Origin of the sequence: Pseudomonas sp. BF-R-19 (assembly GCF_019956445.1) — a bacterium.
In the GTDB taxonomy this organism is placed as follows: Bacteria; Pseudomonadota; Gammaproteobacteria; order Pseudomonadales; family Pseudomonadaceae; genus Aquipseudomonas; species Aquipseudomonas fluorescens_BH.
In genome coordinates this window covers 278,117-295,834 of record NZ_JAHBDN010000081.1, presented here as the reverse complement: position 1 = coordinate 295,834, position 17,718 = coordinate 278,117, and the positions used below count along the sequence as shown (strand labels likewise).

13 protein-coding genes and 1 rRNA gene are annotated in these 17,718 nt (G+C 61.3%); 8 read left to right on the top strand and 6 right to left on the bottom strand.

The window, feature by feature from the left end:
- Nucleotides 1-9 precede the first annotated feature (9 nt).
- From rrf to recD, 4 genes are all read left to right on the top strand, one after another.
- A 5S ribosomal RNA gene (gene rrf, locus KGB28_RS24335) occupies nt 10-125 on the top strand.
- 215 nt (nt 126-340) lie between these two features.
- Complete coding sequence (gene recC, locus KGB28_RS24330; protein ID WP_223448203.1) at nt 341-3,790, top strand: exodeoxyribonuclease V subunit gamma; 3,450 nt, start codon at nt 341-343, stop codon at nt 3,788-3,790.
- Complete coding sequence (recB, locus tag KGB28_RS24325) at nt 3,790-7,479, top strand: exodeoxyribonuclease V subunit beta (protein ID WP_223448202.1); 3,690 nt, start codon at nt 3,790-3,792, stop codon at nt 7,477-7,479. Before recC ends, recB begins: the two co-directional genes overlap by 1 nt.
- Nucleotides 7,476-9,584 (top strand): exodeoxyribonuclease V subunit alpha, encoded by a 2,109-nt coding sequence (gene recD, locus KGB28_RS24320; RefSeq protein ID WP_223448201.1) that lies wholly within the window; start codon nt 7,476-7,478, stop codon nt 9,582-9,584. The genes recB and recD overlap by 4 nt, the downstream gene beginning before the upstream one ends.
- A gap of 4 nt (nt 9,585-9,588) precedes the next feature.
- Here the strand turns inward: recD and KGB28_RS24315 are convergent, their stop codons facing one another.
- A complete protein-coding gene (locus KGB28_RS24315; RefSeq protein ID WP_150728381.1) occupies nt 9,589-10,539 on the bottom strand; it encodes a LysR family transcriptional regulator in 951 nt (316 codons plus the stop codon).
- Between the two features lie 150 nt (nt 10,540-10,689).
- On the opposite strand from KGB28_RS24315, the gene KGB28_RS24310 reads away from it, so the two are divergent.
- Nucleotides 10,690-12,216, top strand: coding sequence for a CoA-acylating methylmalonate-semialdehyde dehydrogenase (locus KGB28_RS24310; RefSeq protein WP_223448200.1), 1,527 nt, complete (start codon nt 10,690-10,692; stop codon nt 12,214-12,216).
- 10 nt (nt 12,217-12,226) lie between these two features.
- Nucleotides 12,227-13,114, top strand: a complete 888-nt coding sequence (mmsB, locus tag KGB28_RS24305) for a 3-hydroxyisobutyrate dehydrogenase (RefSeq protein WP_223448199.1) — start codon at nt 12,227-12,229, stop codon at nt 13,112-13,114.
- A 161-nt stretch (nt 13,115-13,275) separates the two neighbouring features.
- On the opposite strand, the gene KGB28_RS24300 is transcribed toward mmsB, so the two are convergent.
- From KGB28_RS24300 to KGB28_RS24285, 4 genes are all read right to left on the bottom strand, one after another.
- On the bottom strand, nt 13,276-13,620 hold the full coding sequence (locus tag KGB28_RS24300) for a cupin domain-containing protein (RefSeq protein WP_223448198.1): 345 nt from the start codon (nt 13,618-13,620) through the stop codon (nt 13,276-13,278).
- 106 nt (nt 13,621-13,726) lie between these two features.
- The gene (locus KGB28_RS24295) at nt 13,727-14,098 is read right to left on the bottom strand and encodes a MerR family transcriptional regulator (RefSeq protein ID WP_223448197.1); all 372 of its coding nucleotides are present in this window, start codon (nt 14,096-14,098) and stop codon (nt 13,727-13,729) included.
- A 49-nt stretch (nt 14,099-14,147) separates the two neighbouring features.
- Nucleotides 14,148-14,726, bottom strand: coding sequence for an NAD(P)H-dependent oxidoreductase (locus KGB28_RS24290; RefSeq protein ID WP_223448196.1), 579 nt, complete (start codon nt 14,724-14,726; stop codon nt 14,148-14,150).
- Nucleotides 14,727-14,768: 42 nt separating this feature from the next.
- Entirely contained in the window at nt 14,769-15,653 is an 885-nt protein-coding gene (locus KGB28_RS24285; protein ID WP_223448211.1) for a LysR family transcriptional regulator, read from the bottom strand.
- A 221-nt stretch (nt 15,654-15,874) separates the two neighbouring features.
- On the opposite strand from KGB28_RS24285, the gene KGB28_RS24280 reads away from it, so the two are divergent.
- Nucleotides 15,875-16,639 carry a sulfite exporter TauE/SafE family protein gene (locus KGB28_RS24280; RefSeq protein WP_223448195.1) on the top strand — a complete coding sequence of 255 codons (765 nt, stop codon included), beginning with the start codon at nt 15,875-15,877 and terminating at the stop codon, nt 16,637-16,639.
- On the opposite strand, the gene KGB28_RS24275 is transcribed toward KGB28_RS24280, so the two are convergent.
- Nucleotides 16,629-16,943 carry a putative quinol monooxygenase gene (locus tag KGB28_RS24275; protein WP_223448194.1) on the bottom strand — a complete coding sequence of 105 codons (315 nt, stop codon included), beginning with the start codon at nt 16,941-16,943 and terminating at the stop codon, nt 16,629-16,631. The two genes, KGB28_RS24280 and KGB28_RS24275, sit on opposite strands and share 11 nt — an antisense overlap.
- Before the next feature lie 162 nt (nt 16,944-17,105).
- On the opposite strand from KGB28_RS24275, the gene KGB28_RS24270 reads away from it, so the two are divergent.
- Complete coding sequence (locus tag KGB28_RS24270; RefSeq protein WP_223448193.1) at nt 17,106-17,696, top strand: NAD(P)H-dependent oxidoreductase; 591 nt, start codon at nt 17,106-17,108, stop codon at nt 17,694-17,696.
- Nucleotides 17,697-17,718: the final 22 nt, after the last annotated feature.

Sequence of the window (17,718 nt, the reverse complement as noted above, 5' to 3'; positions counted from 1 at the left end):
CCCGAATTTCTTGACGACCATAGAGCGTTGGAACCACCTGATCCCATCCCGAACTCAGCAGTGAAACGATGCATCGCCGATGGTAGTGTGGGGTTTCCCCATGTGAGAGTAGGTCATCGTCAAGATTAAATTCCGAAACCCCTATCTGCGTATGCAGGTAGGGGTTTTGTTTTTGTCCGCCATGTAGGAGCGAGCTCGCTCGCGATGGTCTTTAACGATGACACTGGCTGTCTGATGCCACCGGGCGTCCAGAAGTTTTTCGCGAGCAAGCTCGCTCCTACAGCAAGTCGCCTTCAATGCTAAAGTCGTCCCTCGATTTGTATTTTCCAAGGAAGCCTTTATGCCGGACGCGACGTCCCTCAGTGCTGGTTTTATGGTGGTTCACGGCAACCGCCTGGACGAATTGCGCAGCCTGGTGGTCAGCTGGATGCGGCGCTACCCGCTGGCTCCCCTGGAGAATGAAATCGCGTTGGTGCAAAGCAATGGCATTGCCCAATGGCTGAAGCTGGCACTGGCGGAAGATTCTGAAGAAGACGACATGGGAGGCTGCGGCATCGCTGCCGCCATCGACGTGCAGTTGCCCGGCAGCTTCATGTGGCAGCTCTATCGCATGGTCCTGGGCCGCGACGAAATTCCGGTCAAGTCCCTGCTCGATAAAGCCCCGCTGACCTGGCGCCTGATGCGCCTGCTGCCGCAGTTGATCAATCAGCCGCACTTCGAGCCGCTGCAGCGTTTCCTGACCCATGACACCGATCTACGCAAACGCTATCAACTGGCTGAGCGTCTGGCGGATCTGTTCGACCAATACCAGGTGTACCGAGCCGACTGGCTCGAAGACTGGGCGGAAGGTCGACATCAAACAAAAAACGCCAGGGGCGAAGCCAAACCCCTGACCCCGGCCAATTGCTGGCAGGCAGAGCTATGGCGCGCACTCTTGCTGGATGTGGGAGAAGAAGGCATGGCGCAAAGCCGTGCCGGCGTCCATCAGCGATTTGTCGAACGTATCAACAATCTCGAAACAGCCCCCAAGGGATTACCCTCGCGAGTGATCGTTTTCGGGATTTCTTCCCTGCCTGCTCAAGCCCTGGAAGCACTGGCGGGACTGGCACGATTCAGTCAGGTTCTGCTGTGTGTGCATAACCCGTGTCGTCACCATTGGGCGGACATCGTCGCCGATAAAGACCTGTTGCGGCATCAATACAAGCGTCAGGCTCGCAAGAGCGGCATGCCGGTAGTGATCGATCCGCAGACCCTCCACCAGCATGCCCACCCGCTGCTGGCCGCATGGGGCAAGCAGGGGCGGGACTACATCAACCTGCTCGACAGTTACGACGATCCCAACAGCTATCGTTCGGCATTCCGCGACGGGCGCATCGACCTGTTCAGTGACGGTCAGCCGCTGAATGTGCTCAACCAGTTGCAGGACGACATCCTCGAGTTGCGCCCCCTCAACGAGACTCGGGAGCGATGGCCCGCTATCGATCTTGAGCAGGACGAATCGATCCGTTTTCACATCGCCCACAGCGCCCAGCGAGAAGTCGAGATCCTCCACGATCAACTGCTCGCGCGCTTCAGCGCCGATCCGACATTGCGGCCCCGGGACATCATCGTGATGGTTCCGGACATCGACAGCTACGCCCCGCATATTCGTGCCGTGTTTGGTCAGCTTGACCGCCAGGACCCGCGCTTCATTCCGTTTACGTTGGCTGACCAGGGCCAGCGTGGTCGTGATCCATTGCTGATTGCTGTCGAGCACCTGCTCAAGCTGCCTGACAGCCGTTTTCCTGTCAGTGAGATTCTCGATCTGCTGGACGTCCCGGCCCTGCGCGCTCGTTTTGGCGTCGAGGAGCGTGACCTGCCGACGCTGCACCGCTGGATCGAAGGTGCCGGCATTCGCTGGGGCATGAATGCCGAACAACGTGCCGGGCTCGGGCTACCGAATGAGCTTGAGCAAAACAGCTGGCGTTTCGGCTTGCGGCGGATGTTGCTCGGTTATGCCGTTGGCAGCGCCGATGCTTATGAAGGTATCGAACCCTACGACGAGATCGGTGGCCTGGACGCTGCGCTCATCGGCCCGCTGGTTGCGTTGCTCGACGCGCTGGAAGTGGCTCACCACGAACTCTCTCAGCCTGCATCGCCGGGGCAATGGGGCTTGCGCTTGCAGGCTTTGGTGCAGTTGTTCTTCCTTGCCGGTAACGAACACGATGACTACTTGCTGGCCCAGCTCGAAGAGCTGCGCGAGACCTGGCTCGAGACCTGCGAATCCGTCGGGTTGCAGGATGAGTTGCCGCTGACCGTTGTCCGTGAAGCCTGGCTTGCAGGTCTGGATCAGGGCCGTTTGTCCCAACGCTTTCTGGCCGGTGCGGTCAACTTCTGCACCTTGATGCCCATGCGCGCCATCCCGTTCAAACTGGTGTGCCTGCTGGGGATGAATGACGGCGATTATCCGCGCGCGCAGCCGCCGCTGGATTTCGACCTGATGGGCAGTGATTACCGTCCAGGTGACCGCTCCCGGCGCGAAGACGACCGCTACCTGCTACTGGAAGCCTTGTTGTCGGCAAGGGACCAGCTCTACATCAGTTGGGTGGGCCGCAGCATCCGCGATAACAGCGAGCGGCCTGCGTCGGTACTGATCGGCCAGTTGCGTGATCACTTGGCCAGCGGTTGGCGATTGTTGCAAGGCGACGAGGATCTGCTGGAGGCCATGACGCGGGAACACCCGTTGCAACCCTTCAGTGCTCGCTACTTTCACGACGGGGATGAATCGTTCAGCTACGCCAGCGAATGGCAGGTGCTTCATCAGGCGGCAGAGCAACAGGCAAGCGCCGAAGTGCTCGGGCCCCACGTTCAGGACGAACCACTCAGTCTCGGTCAGGTGCAGGATTTCCTGCGCAATCCGGTACGGCACTTTTTCAGCCAGCGACTGAAGGTCTTCTTCGAGGCGGCAGAAGTGCCGTTGGCCGATGAAGAGCCTTTTGTCCTGGATGCGTTGCAGCGTTACAGCCTCAGCGACCGTTTGCTCGAAGCGGCGCTGGCAGATCCGGGTAATTCCGGGCGGGCACTGGAGGATCAGGCGAAACGTTTGCAGAACAGCGGTCTGCTGCCCATGGCCGGATTCGGTGAGTGCCTGCAACGCGAGTTGATCGAGCCATTGCCTGACTTGCTGCAACGCCACCAACAGCTCCTGGCGTTGTGGCCAACACCGCTCAGCAGCGCGTTGCCGGTCAGTCTTGAACTGCAGGGCTTGCACATTGAGGGCTGGCTCAGCGGCCTGCATCAGCGTGCTGATGGTGGTTTGTTGTCTGTCACAACGATCCCCAACAGTATCGGCTCGATCAAGTCGCGCAAATGGCATCGACTGACACGCCCGTGGGTCAATCATCTGATGGCTTGTGCCAGTGGCATGACGTTGACCACCGCATTGGTGGCCAGCGACGACAGCCTGTTGCTCGGTCCGCTGGACCCGTCCACGGCGCGGACAATTCTCGGTGACCTGTTGATGGCCTGGCAGTCGGGTATGCGCCAGCCTCTGCCGATCGCGGTCAAGACAGCCTTTGCATGGCTGGGGCAAGCCGACCCGGTCAAAGCCGAGGCCGCTGCGCGCAAGGCCTATGAAGGTGATGGGCAGACAACGGATGGAGAGCGTCGCGAAAGCCCGGCACTGGCTCGCCAATTTGCCGATTACGATGCCTTGGTCGCCGATGAGACGTTCCCCCAGTGGTGTGACGCGCTTTATCGCCCGCTTCTTGAAGCACCCTGGCGTTCACTGTCCGGCGAGGAGTTGCGCTGATGAGCACGAAGACACCTCTGGCCCTGGCATTCCCGCTGCGTGGCAGTCAACTGATCGAAGCCAGCGCCGGGACCGGCAAGACGTTCACTATTTCCGCGTTGTACCTGCGTCTGGTGCTTGGCAATGGTGGGGAGGACAGTGGTTTCGGACGTGAGCTGCTGCCGCCGCAGATCCTCGTCGTGACCTTCACCGACGCCGCGACCAAAGAGCTGCGCGAACGCATTCGCACGCGGCTCGCCGAGGCCGCACGATATTTCCGCGATGAAACACCGCCCCCCGACAGTCTGATTGCCGAGTTGCGTGATCAGTACTTGCCCGAGCAATGGCCCGGCTGCGCAAACCGCCTGGATATCGCCGCCCAGTGGATGGACGAGGCGGCGGTGTCGACCATCCATAGTTGGTGCCAGCGCATGTTGCGCGAGCACGCATTCGACAGCGGCAGCCTGTTTACCCAGACCCTGGAAACCGACCACAGCGACTTGCTGGGGGAAGTCCTGCGCGATTACTGGCGGCTGTTCTGTTACCCGATGCAAGGTGACGCCTTGAATTGGGTGCGCAGCAATTGGGGCGGGCCGGCGGCGCTGCTGCCGCGGATTCGTGCACTGTTCGCCAGCGAGCGCGATACCCTTGAAGGGAAAGAACCCGCCGAAGTGATTTCGCAATGCTTGCAAGAGCGACGGGCGGCCCTGATCGAACTCAAGAAACCCTGGCTGCAGTGGGCGGACGAGCTGCTTGCGATCTGTCACCAGGGCGTTGCCGGCAAGGCTGTCGACGGTCGCAAGATGCAGGCACGCTATTTCGAGCCCTGGTTTGAAAAGATCAAAGCCTGGGCCGAGGACGAATCCCTCGAGCAACTGGATATCGGCACCGGTTTCACTCGCCTGACCCCGGATGGCATGGCCGAAGCCTGGAAGGGCGAAGCGCCTCGACATCCGGGGCTCGACGCGATGGCCGGCCTCAAGACCTGTCTCGATGGGTTGCCAACGCCTGATGCCGCCGTACTGCAACATGCGGCCCGCTGGGTCGGTGCGCGATTCGAGGAAGAGAAGCGCCGTCGCGCGGAAATGGGTTTCGACGACATGTTGCTGCGCCTGGATGCGGCCTTGCAGTCCGATGGCGGCGAGCGACTGGCAACCCTGATTCGTGAACAGTTTCCGGTCGCCCTGATCGATGAGTTCCAGGACACCGACCCGGTGCAATACCGGATCTTCGAGAGCATCTACCGCATTGAAGAGAACAGCCCCGAGTGCGGTCTGTTCCTGATCGGCGACCCGAAACAGGCCATCTACGCTTTTCGCGGTGCCGACATCCATACTTACCTGCGCGCCCGCCAGGCCACCACCGGCCGCCTGCACACCCTTGGCACCAACTTCCGCTCGAGCCATGGCATGGTCAACGCGGTGAACCATGTGTTCGAGCGCGCCGAAGCCCGGGAGTCAGGACGCGGCGCTTTCCTCTTTCGGGAGAAGAATGGCGACAACCCGGTGCCGTTCACGCCGGTTGCCTCCCAGGGCCGCAAAGAAGTCTTGCGCATCAATGACCAGGCAATCCCGGCCTTGAACATCTGGCACTTGCCGGCTGAACAACCGTTGTCCGGTGCGGTGTACCGGCAACACCTGGCGGCGGCCTGCGCCAGTGAAATCACGGCATTGCTCAATGGCGGGCAGCAGGAGCAAGCGGGATTCACCCAGGACGGCAAAGCCTTCAGGGGCCTGTTGCCGGCGGACATCGCCATCCTGGTGCGCGATGGCAAGGAGGCGCAGGCGGTTCGTGCGCAATTGGCCGCCCGTGGCGTGCGCAGTGTTTACCTGTCGGACAAGGACTCGGTGTTCGCCGCCCAGGAGGCGCATGACGTACTGACCTGGCTCAAGGCCTGCGCCGAGCCGGATGTCGAGCGACCGCTGCGAGCTGCGTTGGCCAGCATCACGTTGAACCTGTCGCTGACTGAGCTGGAGCGGCTGAATCAGGACGAGTTGGCCTGGGAATCCCGGGTCATGCAGTTCCGGGGCTATCGCGAAGTCTGGCGCAAGCAGGGCGTACTGCCGATGCTGCGACGCCTGCTGCACGACTTCCGCCTGCCCCAGGCGCTGATCGCCCGCAGTGACGGCGAGCGCGTCTTGACCAACCTTCTGCACCTTTTCGAACTGCTGCAACAAGCCGCCGCCGAACTCGATGGCGAGCAAGCCCTGATCCGGCATTTATCCGAGCATCTGGCGTTGTCCGGGCAGGCTGGCGAAGAGCAGATCCTGCGTCTGGAAAGTGATGAGCAATTGGTCAAGGTCGTGACCATTCACAAGTCCAAAGGCCTTGAATACCCGCTGGTGTTCCTGCCGTTCATTTGCTCGGCGAAACCGGTGGATGGCAGCCGCCTGCCGTTGCACTACCACGATGAATCAGGCAATGCCCAGGTCTCGTTGAAGCCGACGACAGAATTGATTGCCCTGGCTGACGATGAGCGTCTGGCCGAGGATCTGCGCTTGCTCTATGTCGCCCTGACCCGGGCGCAACACGCCTGCTGGCTGGGGGTGGCCGACCTCAAGCGCGGCAACAACAATGGCTCGGTGCTGCATCTGTCGGCATTGGGTTATCTGCTGGGTGGCGGTGCGCCGTTGGCCGATTCCCCGGCGTTACAGCTTTGGTTGCGGGACCTGCAACAGGACTGCCCGGCGCTGGCGTATGCCGAGATGCCTGAAGCGACAGCAGAGCATTACCGGCCACCGCAAAACGACGCGGCGCTGCTGGTTCCGCTGGTTCCGAAACGCAAGGCCAGTGAAAACTGGTGGATCGCTTCCTACAGCGCGTTGCGCATTGGCGACACCCTGAGTGTCGGCACCGACGAGGCGCCGGAGAGCCCGCAGGCGCAAAAACTGTTCGATGACGAACGCCTCGACCCGCAGGCCCCCAGGGAAGTGGTGGCCGGTGGTGGCGATATCCATCGCTTCCCGCGCGGCCCGAACCCCGGCACCTTCCTCCATGGCTTGCTCGAATGGGCGGGAGGCGAGGGTTTTGCTGCGGCACCACAAGAGGTGATCGACGCCATTGCCCGTCGCTGCAACCGTCGAGGCTGGGAGGGCTGGATCAGCACCTTGAGTGACTGGCTGCAGCATCTGCTCAAGTCTCCGCTGCAGCTGGGCGGCGGTCAGGCACCGGTGATGTTCAGCCAGTTGACGCAGTATCAGGTCGAGATGGAGTTCTGGTTCGCCAGCCATAAGGTCGATGTGCTCAAGCTCGATGCGCTGGTGTGCCAATACACCCATAACGGCGTGGCCCGGGTGGCCGCCGAACCGGTGTTGCTCAATGGTATGTTCAAGGGTTTCATCGACCTGACGTTCGAACATGACGGCCGCTACTACGTTGCCGACTACAAATCCAACTGGCTCGGCGTCGATGATGCGGCCTACACCGCGCAGGCCATGGAGCAATCGATTCTCGACAACCGTTATGACCTGCAATACGTGTTGTACCTGTTGGCCCTGCACCGCCAGCTCAAGGCGCGGCTCGCCGATTACGACTACGACCGGCATGTCGGCGGTGCGTTGTACCTGTTTTTGCGGGGTACGCGTGCGGCCAGCCAGGGGGTGTTTTTCGCCCGGCCGCCAAGAGAGCTGATCGAGCGTCTGGACAGACTGTTCCAGGGCAAGCCAGAACCCAAGGCCGAGCCCGCCTGGGAACAGGGAGTACTGTTATGAATCGCACATTCGCCGATTTGTTGCCCACATCGCTGGCAGCCGAAAGCCTGGCCGAGCTGGCGCCGCTGAGTCGTGCCGACGACTTGCTGTTGTTGCTCACGCGTTGGGTCGAGCGTGGCTGGTTGCGCGCGCTGGACAAAGCCTTTGTGGCGTTTTTGCATGAACTGGCCCCGGAGGATGATCCGTTGGTGTTGCTGGCAGCCGCGCTGACCAGCCACCAGTTGGGCCACGGGCATGTCTGCCTCGACCTGTTCGAGACGCTGAAAGAACCGGACTTCGCCCTGTCGCTGCCACCCGAAGGGGACGTGCAAGGCGGCGCGATGCTGTTGCCCTCGCAATTGCTGGGATCGCTGGACGGTGCTCATTGGTGCAAGGTGCTGGCCGCCAGCAACCTGGTCGCACTGGCCGCTGACAGTCGTGACAACGTGCGCGACCGGCCTTTGGTGTTATCGGGCAAACGCTTGTACCTGCGCCGCTATTGGGCCTACGAGCGGCGGATCGACCTTTCGTTGCGCGAGCGTTTGATGGAACACGAATCCACGCCGAACGACTTGCTCCAGCGCCTCACCGGGTTGTTTGGTCCTGCCCGGCCGGGTGAAGTGATCGACTGGCAGAAGCTGGCCTGCGCCCTGGCGACGCGCAGTGCATTCAGCATCGTCACGGGGGGGCCGGGAACCGGCAAGACCACCACCGTCGTGCGCTTGCTGGCGTTGCTCCAGGCGCCGGCGGTCGAGGCTGGCATGCCCCTGCGCATTCGCCTCGCCGCACCGACCGGCAAGGCCGCTGCGCGTCTGACGGAATCCATCAGCCAGCAAGTCCGGACCTTGAAGGTCACCCAAGACATACGAGACAAGATCCCCTCCGACGTCACCACCGTTCACCGCCTGCTCGGCAGCCGACCCGGGACTCGTCATTTCCGCCATCACGCGGGCAATCGCCTGCCGCTGGATGTGCTGGTGGTGGATGAGGCCTCGATGATCGACCTGGAAATGATGGCCAACCTGCTCGACGCCTTGCCGGCCCATGCGCGCCTCGTGTTGCTGGGGGACAAGGACCAATTGGCGTCGGTAGAAGCCGGTGCGGTGTTGGGGGATCTGTGTCGTGACGCGGAGGCTGGCTGGTACAGCCCGCAGACACGCCAGTGGCTGGAAACCGTCAGTGGCGAAAGCCTGCAGGCCAGCGGGTTGCAGGAGGACGCGCAGGGCACTCATCCATTGGCCCAACAGGTCGTGATGTTGCGCCATTCCCGGCGATTCGGTGAAGGCAGCGGCATTGGCCAACTGGCTCGCTGGGTCAACCAGCAGCAACCCGAAGAAGCCCGCAAGTTGTTGTCTGCGCGAAGCCATGACGATGTGTATTGCCTGGCCCTCAAGGGGGAGCAGGATCGGGCCCTGGAACGCTTGCTTCTCGACGGCCACGGTGAGGGCCCGCAGGGTTATCGACATTACCTGAGCGTGCTGCGCAATCAGCGCCCGCCACTGGACAGCCCGCTGGAAGATTCGTGCTGGATTGATTGGGCTCGACAAGTGCTGCAGGCCTTCGACGCGTTCCAGTTGTTATGTGCCGTGCGCAAGGGGCCGTGGGGTGTGGAGGGCTTGAACCAGCGGGTGACGGAGGCATTGCTCAGGGCGCGCCTGATCGACAGCGACCAGCAGTGGTACGAAGGTCGCCCTGTGCTGATGACCCGCAATGATTACGGGCTGGGTTTGATGAACGGCGATATCGGCATTGCCCTCAAGCTTCCGGAGCAGGAAGGCCACGGGACTGGAAGGCAGGTCCTGCGTGTGGCGTTCCCACGCAATGATGGCCAGGGTGGCGTGCGGTTTGTTCTGCCCAGCCGTCTGAATGATGTCGAAACCGTGTACGCCATGACCGTGCATAAATCCCAAGGCTCGGAGTTCGCACATACCGCGTTGATTCTTCCCGATGCCTTGAATCCGGTACTCACCAAGGAACTGATCTACACCGGCATTACCCGGGCCAAGGACTGGTTCACCTTGATCGAGTCGCGTGCAGGCGTGTTTGAAGAGGCGGTGAAACGCCGGGTCAAACGTTTGAGCGGGCTGATGCTGGAGCTAAAGGAAGCCAGCGAGCCGACAGGCTGAAAGGTCAGTCATCGGCAAACAGCATCTCCCGGCTTTCGCCCATCAGCAGGCCCTGATTCTGCTCAGTGACCTCCCTGATGTAATCCCACAACAGGGTGATCCGCTTGAGCTTGCGCAGATCCTCCCGGCAGTACATCCAGAATTGTCGGGTGATATTGATTTCCTGCGGCAACACCGGCAGCAGGCGCGGGTCCTGGGTGGCGAGGAAGCACGGCAGGATCGCCAGTGAGCGTCCTTGCTGCGCGGCCACGAACTGCGCGATCACGCTGGTGCTGCGCAGGTTGGCACTGGCGCCGGGCAATACGTTGGCCAGGTACAACAGCTCCGAGCTGAACGCCAGGTCGTCGACGTAACTGATAAACGAATGTTTGGCCAAATCGGCTGGTTTGCGGATTGGCGGGTGGTTGTCCAGATAATCCTGGGTCGCGTACAGCTGCAACCGGTAGTCGCACAGTTTGCAGCAGACGTACGGACCATGCTCCGGACGCTCCAGGGCGATGACGATGTCGGCCTCGCGCTTGGACAGGCTGATGAAGTGCGGCAGCGGCAGGATATCCACCGAAATCGCCGGGTAGGTGTCGACGAAGTGGCTCAGCTGCGGCGTGATGAAAAAGCTGCCGAAGCCTTCGGTGCAGCCCATGCGCACATGCCCGGACAGCGCCACGCCGGACCCGGAAACCTGCTCGCACGCCATGTGCAGGGTACTTTCGATCGACTCGGCATACCCCATCAACCGCTGGCCTTCGGCGGTCAGGACAAAGCCGTTGGTCCGGGATTTTTCGAATAGCAAAGTACCCAACGCGGTTTCCAGGGAACTGATGCGCCGCGACACCGTGGTGTAGTCCACCGCCAGGCGCTTGGCCGCGGTGCTGGCCTTGCGGGTGCGGGCGACTTCAAGGAAAAACTTGAGGTCATCCCAGTTCAGCGAGCCGAGGGAGGTGATGTTTTTTTGCATGTTGGACCGGTTTTTATGTGCGTTCATATTAGAAGTTTGCACATCTATACTCCAAAAACAGTCCGACAACCAATTCGCGACACACGCCTCATCTCAAGGCGACTTTCTCGCCTTGGCTCCCAAGATAAAAACAAGCATCCGGAGACCCACATGAACGTATCGCTCACGCCCAACGAAACCACCGTGCAAAAGGTCAAACTGTTGATCGACGGTCAGTGGGTCGAATCCAAGACCACCGAATGGCACGACATCATCAACCCGGCGACCCAGCAAGTGCTGGCCAAAGTGCCGTTTGCCACCGCCGAAGAAGTCGACGCAGCCATCAGCGCCGCCCATCGCGCTTTCCAGACCTGGAAGCTGACGCCCATCGGCGCGCGGATGCGCATCATGCTCAAGCTCCAGGCGCTGATTCGCGAACACTCCAAGCGCATCGCCGCGGTCCTGAGTGCCGAGCAGGGCAAGACCATTGCCGACGCCGAAGGCGACATTTTCCGTGGGCTGGAAGTGGTCGAGCACGCCTGCTCCATCGGCAGCCTGCAAATGGGCGAATTCGCTGAAAACGTCGCCGGAGGCGTCGACACCTACACCCTGCGCCAGCCAATCGGCGTGTGCGCCGGCATTACCCCGTTCAACTTCCCGGCGATGATTCCGCTGTGGATGTTCCCGATGGCCATCGCCTGCGGCAACACTTTCGTGCTCAAGCCGTCCGAACAGGACCCGATGTCGACCATGCTGCTGGTGGAACTGGCGATTGAGGCGGGCATTCCGGCCGGTGTGCTCAACGTCGTGCATGGCGGCAAGGATGTGGTGGACGGGCTCTGCACCCATAAAGACATCAAGGCGGTTTCCTTCGTCGGTTCAACCGCCGTCGGTACTCATGTCTACGACCTGGCCGGTAAACACGGCAAGCGTGTGCAATCGATGATGGGTGCCAAGAACCACGCCGTGGTGCTGCCGGACGCCAATCGCGAACAAGCGCTGAATGCGCTGGTGGGTGCCGGTTTCGGCGCTGCCGGTCAACGCTGCATGGCCACCTCGGTGGTGGTGCTGGTGGGCGCGGCCAAGCAGTGGCTGCCGGATCTCAAGGCGCTGGCGCAGAAGCTCAAGGTCAATGCCGGCAGCGAGCCGGGCACCGACGTCGGCCCGGTGATCTCGAAAAAGGCCAAGGCGCGGATTCTCGACCTGATCGAGAGTGGCATCAAGGAAGGCGCGAAACTGGAGCTGGACGGTCGCGAGATCACGGTTCCCGGTTACGAGAAGGGCAACTTTGTCGGCCCGACCCTGTTCTCCGGCGTGACCACCGACATGCAGATTTACACCCAGGAAATCTTCGGCCCGGTGCTGGTAGTGCTGGAAGTCAATACGCTCGACGAGGCCATCGCCCTGGTCAACGCCAACCCGTTCGGCAACGGCACGGGCCTGTTCACCCAGAGCGGCGCGGCGGCACGTAAATTCCAGAACGAAATCGACGTCGGCCAGGTCGGTATCAACATCCCGATTCCGGTGCCGGTTCCATTCTTCAGCTTCACCGGTTCGCGCGGTTCCAAGCTCGGCGACCTCGGCCCGTATGGCAAGCAAGTGGTGCAGTTCTACACTCAGACCAAGACCGTCACCAGTCGCTGGTTCGATGACGACAGCGTCAACGACGGTGTGAACACCACCATCAACCTGCGTTAAGGAGCCGGACATGAAAATCGCTTTTATCGGTCTGGGCAACATGGGCGCGCCGATGGCGCGCAACCTGATCAAGGCTGGTCATGCACTGCGCCTGGTGGACCTGAACAAAGCCGTGCTGGCGGAGCTGGAGCAACTGGGCGGCAGTATCAGTGCATCGGCCCGCGAAGCGGCAGAGGGTGCCGAATTGGTCATCACCATGCTGCCTGCCGCGGTGCATGTGCGCAGCGTGTGGCTGGGTGAAGACGGTGTGCTGGCCGGGATCGGCAAAGGTGTGCCGGCCGTGGATTGCAGCACCATCGATCCGCAGACCGCGCGGGACGTAGCCACTGCCGCTGCCAAACAGGGCGTGGCCATGGCCGATGCACCGGTCTCTGGTGGCACTGGTGGTGCAGCCGCCGGGACGCTGACCTTCATGGTCGGCGCCACCCCCGAACTGTTCGCCACCCTGCAACCGGTACTGGCGCAGATGGGCCGCAACATCGTCCATTGTGGTGAGGTCGGCACCGGGCAAATCGCTAAAATCTGCAACAACCTGCTGCTGGGGATTTCCATGGTCGGCGTCAGCGAAGCCATGGCGCTGGGCGATGCCCTGGGCATCGACACCAAGGTGCTGGCGGGCATCATCAACAGCTCCACCGGGCGTTGCTGGAGTTCGGAGATGTACAACCCGTGGCCGGGCATCGTTGAAACGGCGCCGGCGTCGCGCGGTTACACCGGTGGTTTCGGTGCCGAACTGATGCTCAAGGATCTGGGGCTGGCCACTGAAGCGGCGCGTCAGGCGCACCAGCCGGTGGTACTCGGCGCGGTGGCCCAGCAGTTGTATCAGGCGATGAGTTTGCGTGGAGAGGGTGGTCAGGACTTCTCGGCGATCATCAATGGCTATCGCAAACCGTTGTAGAAGCGAGCTTGCTCGCGATGTTCTGCAACGATTACGCGGCAAGCCTGACACCCCTTGGTGGTCTCAGGTTTATCGCGAGCAAGCTCGCTCCTACAGGGATTGAATGTACCCAAAGATATTGACCGGGAGATCACGTCGGGTGATCCCCCGGTTTTTTTGTATCAGGCGAACACGAAATATTTGCGCACGGTTTCCACCACTTCCCAGGTGCCTTTCATCCCCGGCTCAACGATGAAAATGTCGCCGGCGCGCAGGTGGATCGGCGCCATGCCTTCCGGGGTGATGACGCAGTAGCCTTCCTGGAAATGGCAGTACTCCCACTTCACGTATTCCACGTACCACTTGCCCGGCGTGCAGATCCAGGTGCCCATGATCTTGCTGCCGTCTTCGCTGGTGTAGGCATTGAGGTTGACGGTGTGCGGGTCGCCTTCGAGTTTTTCCCATTTGCAGGCGTCGAGCACGGGCAGCGGGTGGGTGTCGCGAAGAACGGTAATCGGTGCGGTCATGATGACTCCGGGCAGTGGGCTCAAGAACTGAAGTCGCACCCTATAGCGCCTGCCCATCTCTCAGTTGTCTGTGCTCGACACTGAGCTGTCCAGAAACGCACGACCCTCAAGGACGGTTAAGCGGACAGTCGAGCCTGGATTGTTCGAGGCTGTTCTCGAACTCGACCAATTGCGAGTGTTGTTGCGACAGCGCCGCTATGCGCTCGGCGATTTCCTGTTTTTTGCTGGCGAGGATCTGGTGTGCCCGTTCCCATGGCAACTGCGGGCCCTGATGTCCGGCGAAGATCGACTGCAATTCCTTGAGCCTGAAACCCAGTTGCTGGGCACATTTGATGAACATCAGCAGGTCGACGCTGTGCTGGTCATAGATGCGGTACTTGCCAAGGCGGCGAGCGGCGGGCAGCAGGCCAATCGACTCGTAGTGACGGATGCTTTTGACAGTGGTGCCGGAACGTTGCGCGGCTTGGCCGATGTACATGGGAAGGTCCTTTTCTCCGAGGATAAAGCTCGGCGCATTATCGACCGACTCAAGCGCTGGCGATAGCTTCGGCTTGCCGCAACCAGGCCGCATGCCGGTCTGCGCTGGCGCCGAGAATTGGCCCGAAGGTGAGGGTTCGGGTTGGCTTGATGCCACAGAATTCCAGCGTGGTTTTGCGGACCTGATGCAAACCGGGCATGCGGTAGATCCATCGGTAATACCAGGGCGGTGTGTCCATGGTCACCAGCAGGTGGGCGGTTCGGCCGCGCAGGAGTTTGTCGGGGAAGGCTTTGCCCTGGCGATACTTGAAGGCAAAACCCGGCAAGAACACCCGGTCGAAAAAGCCTTTGAGCAAAGCCGGTACGCCACCCCACCAGATCGGATAAACCAGCACCAGCTGTTCGGCCCACAGGATATCGGCCTGGGCGTTACGCAAGTCGGCTTCCAGCGGCTGAACCTGCTGATAGCCTTCGCGCAGCACCGGGTCAAAGTCCATGGTGCCGAGAAACAATTGACGCACCTCATGCCCGGCGTGTACTGCCGACTGTGTGTAGCGCTCGGCAAGGGCGGCGCAGAAGCTGTTGCCGGACGGATGCCCGAGGATCACCAGTATTCGTTTACCCATCATCGCTGTCCTTGAAGATCAAACCTCAAGGATAAAGTCTGCCCCTCAGGGGAGAGTCAAGGCGTGCAGCAGAGCCTTGGCATAGCCGGGTAATGCGGCGAAGTCCCGGGCACAGAGCAACAGTTTGCGTTGGCCCCAGGGTTCTTGCAGGGCGAGGCTTTTGAAGGGCAGTCCACCTGACCTGCGTTCGACTGCGGCCAGCGGTACGATTGCCAGCCCTGCCCCTCGGGCGACCATGCGCATCACGCCATCGAAGCCATCGGCGCGGATGCGAATCTGCATGCGCAGGCCAGCGTGCAGTGCCTGCTCTTCCAGGTACACCGCCAAGGCGCTGTTGGCATTCAGGCCGATGTAGTCGTGATGCAGTGTGTCGGTGAAGCTCACTGAGGTCGCCTGTGCCAAGGGATGTTCCCGGGGCATGATCAGCACCAGCGGATCATCGCGGAACGCTCGGGTCTGCAGGTCATCGGTGTCCACCGCGTCGGACACGATGCCGAGGTCCGCCGCCCCCTGGCGCAAGGCATGGGTGATGCGGGTGCTGGGCAGTTCCTGCAGGTCGATGTCGAGGTTGGGGTGGCTGTGCAGGAAATCCGCGAGCAACTCTGGCAGGTACTCGGTGATCGCCGTGGTATTGCACAGCAGCCGTACCTGACCTTTGACGCCTTGGGCGTATTCGGCCAGTTCCTGTTGCAGGCGTTCGGCCTGTTGCAGCAGTACCCGGGCGTGTCGGGCCAGGGCATTGCCGGCCGGCGTCGGGCTGACCCCACGACGATTGCGCTGAAGAAACTCGACGCCCAGCGACGCCTCCATGGCGCGAATTCGCGCACTGGCCGCCGCGAGGGACAAATGACTGCGTGCGGCGCCGGCGGTGATGTTGCCGGTGTCGAGGATGTTCAGGTACAGGCGCAGGTCGGTCAGGTCGAAGTGCATTGTCATCCCCGGATTTTGTTGACTGGGAGGCCGCCATCGCGAGCAAGCTCGCTCCCACAGGGGATCGCATTTCATCTGCGAGAACTCGGTCCCCTGTGGGAGCGGGCTTGCCCGCGAAGAGGCCAGTCGCTTCAGCGAAATACTCAGCCTCTGTCAAAGCAAGAGACAACCTCAGTATATGGCAGATTTTCAATCAACCCCCGCGGGCTCACCATGGCCCCATGAATACACTCTCGGCGTTTTATCAGAACCTCGGATTAGCCCTTTCAATGCTGGTCATTGGCACCTTTGTGCTGGCCGGCATGATCAAGGGCGTAATCGGCCTCGGCCTGCCAACCGTTGCCATGGGCCTGCTCGGTATGGCTATGGCGCCGACACAGGCTGCGGCGCTGTTGATCATTCCGGCGACCCTGACCAACGTCTGGCAATTGGCATTCGGCGGGCATCTGTCGGGGCTGGTCAAACGGCTGTGGCCGATGTTGCTGGCGATTTTCATCGGCACCGGGGCAGGCACGCTGTGGGTGGGCATGAGCGGTGGCCATTGGGTGGTGCGGGGGTTGGGCGCGGCATTGTTGCTGTATGCGCTGAGCGGTTTGTTTCTGCCGACTGTGCGCGTGGGGCGGCGCAGCGAACGCTGGCTCGGTCCGCTGTGTGGCGTGCTGACCGGCGTCATCACTTCGGCCACCGGCGTGTTCGTGATTCCGGCGGTGCCCTATCTGCAAACGCTGGGTTTGAGCAAGGACGAGTTGGTGCAGGCGCTGGGCCTGTCGTTCACCGTCTCGACCCTGGCCCTGGCCGGTGGCTTGCTATGGCGTGGCGCGCTCGGCGGGGGCGAGTTGAGCGCATCGCTGCTGGCGCTGATCCCGGCCATGCTCGGCATGTGGCTGGGGCAATCGCTGCGCCAGCGGATCAGCGCCCTGTGGTTCAAACGCGTGTTTTTCGTTGGCCTGGGTGTGCTCGGCGGCCATTTACTGATCAGCGGCTAACGGACGACGGGCTGATCATCTCGATGGCGCGGATCTCGAAGTCCCGTTCCAGGTACTCATCGCGCTGTTCGAGGAACTGCTTCATGTGTGGCAGGTTCGAGTGCACGTCGAGGTGGGCCTGGGATTGCCAGATCTCGTAGAAGATGAACAGGGTCGGGTCCTGTTGGTCGCGCAACATGTGGTATTCGATGCAACCGGGTTCGGCTCGGCTCGCTTGCACGTAGCCGCTGAAAAAGGCTTCGAAGGCGTCGGATTTTTCCGGGCGGGTCTTGGCGTGCAGGATGAAGCCCTGGATTTCACTCATCTACATCTCTCCTCAAGTCAGAACTGGCGCCAGTCTAAGGCAACAATCGCCTGTTGATTCGTGCTTGTAGGTCAAATGAATTTTGCCAAATCGACGCTTACTCCGCGCGAGGCCGGTCGGTACTCTGCCGCCATCCGATTCCCGACCTTCCCGAGACCTCCCATGAAAAAAGTCCTGTTGCTCAATGGCGGCAAAAAATTTGCGCACTCCGACGGCCGCTACAACACCACCCTGCATGAAACCGCGTTGAGCGTGCTGGATCGCGGTGGCATGGATGTCAAAACCACCTTCATCGACGAGGGTTACGACGTCGCCGAAGAAGTGGCCAAGTTCCTCTGGGCCGACGTGATCATTTACCAGATGCCCGGCTGGTGGATGGGCGCGCCGTGGACCGTGAAAAAGTATATCGATGAAGTCTTCACCGAAGGCCATGGCAGCCTCTATGCCAGCGACGGTCGCACTCGTTCGGACGCGTCGCAGAAGTACGGCAGTGGCGGCCTGATTCACGGCAAGCAGTACATGCTGTCGCTGACCTGGAACGCCCCGCAGCAAGCCTTCGACGACCCGACCGATTTCTTTGAGGCCAAAGGTGTGGACGCGGTGTACTTCCCGTTCCACAAGGCCAACGAGTTCCTGGGCATGACCGGCTTGCCGACGTTCCTCTGCGTGGACGTGATGAAGCGTCCGAACATCGAAGGTGATGTGGCGCGCTATGAGCAGCATTTGGCTGAGGTGTTTGGCCTCAAGGCTTGACGCTCGGCTACTATCCGATGCA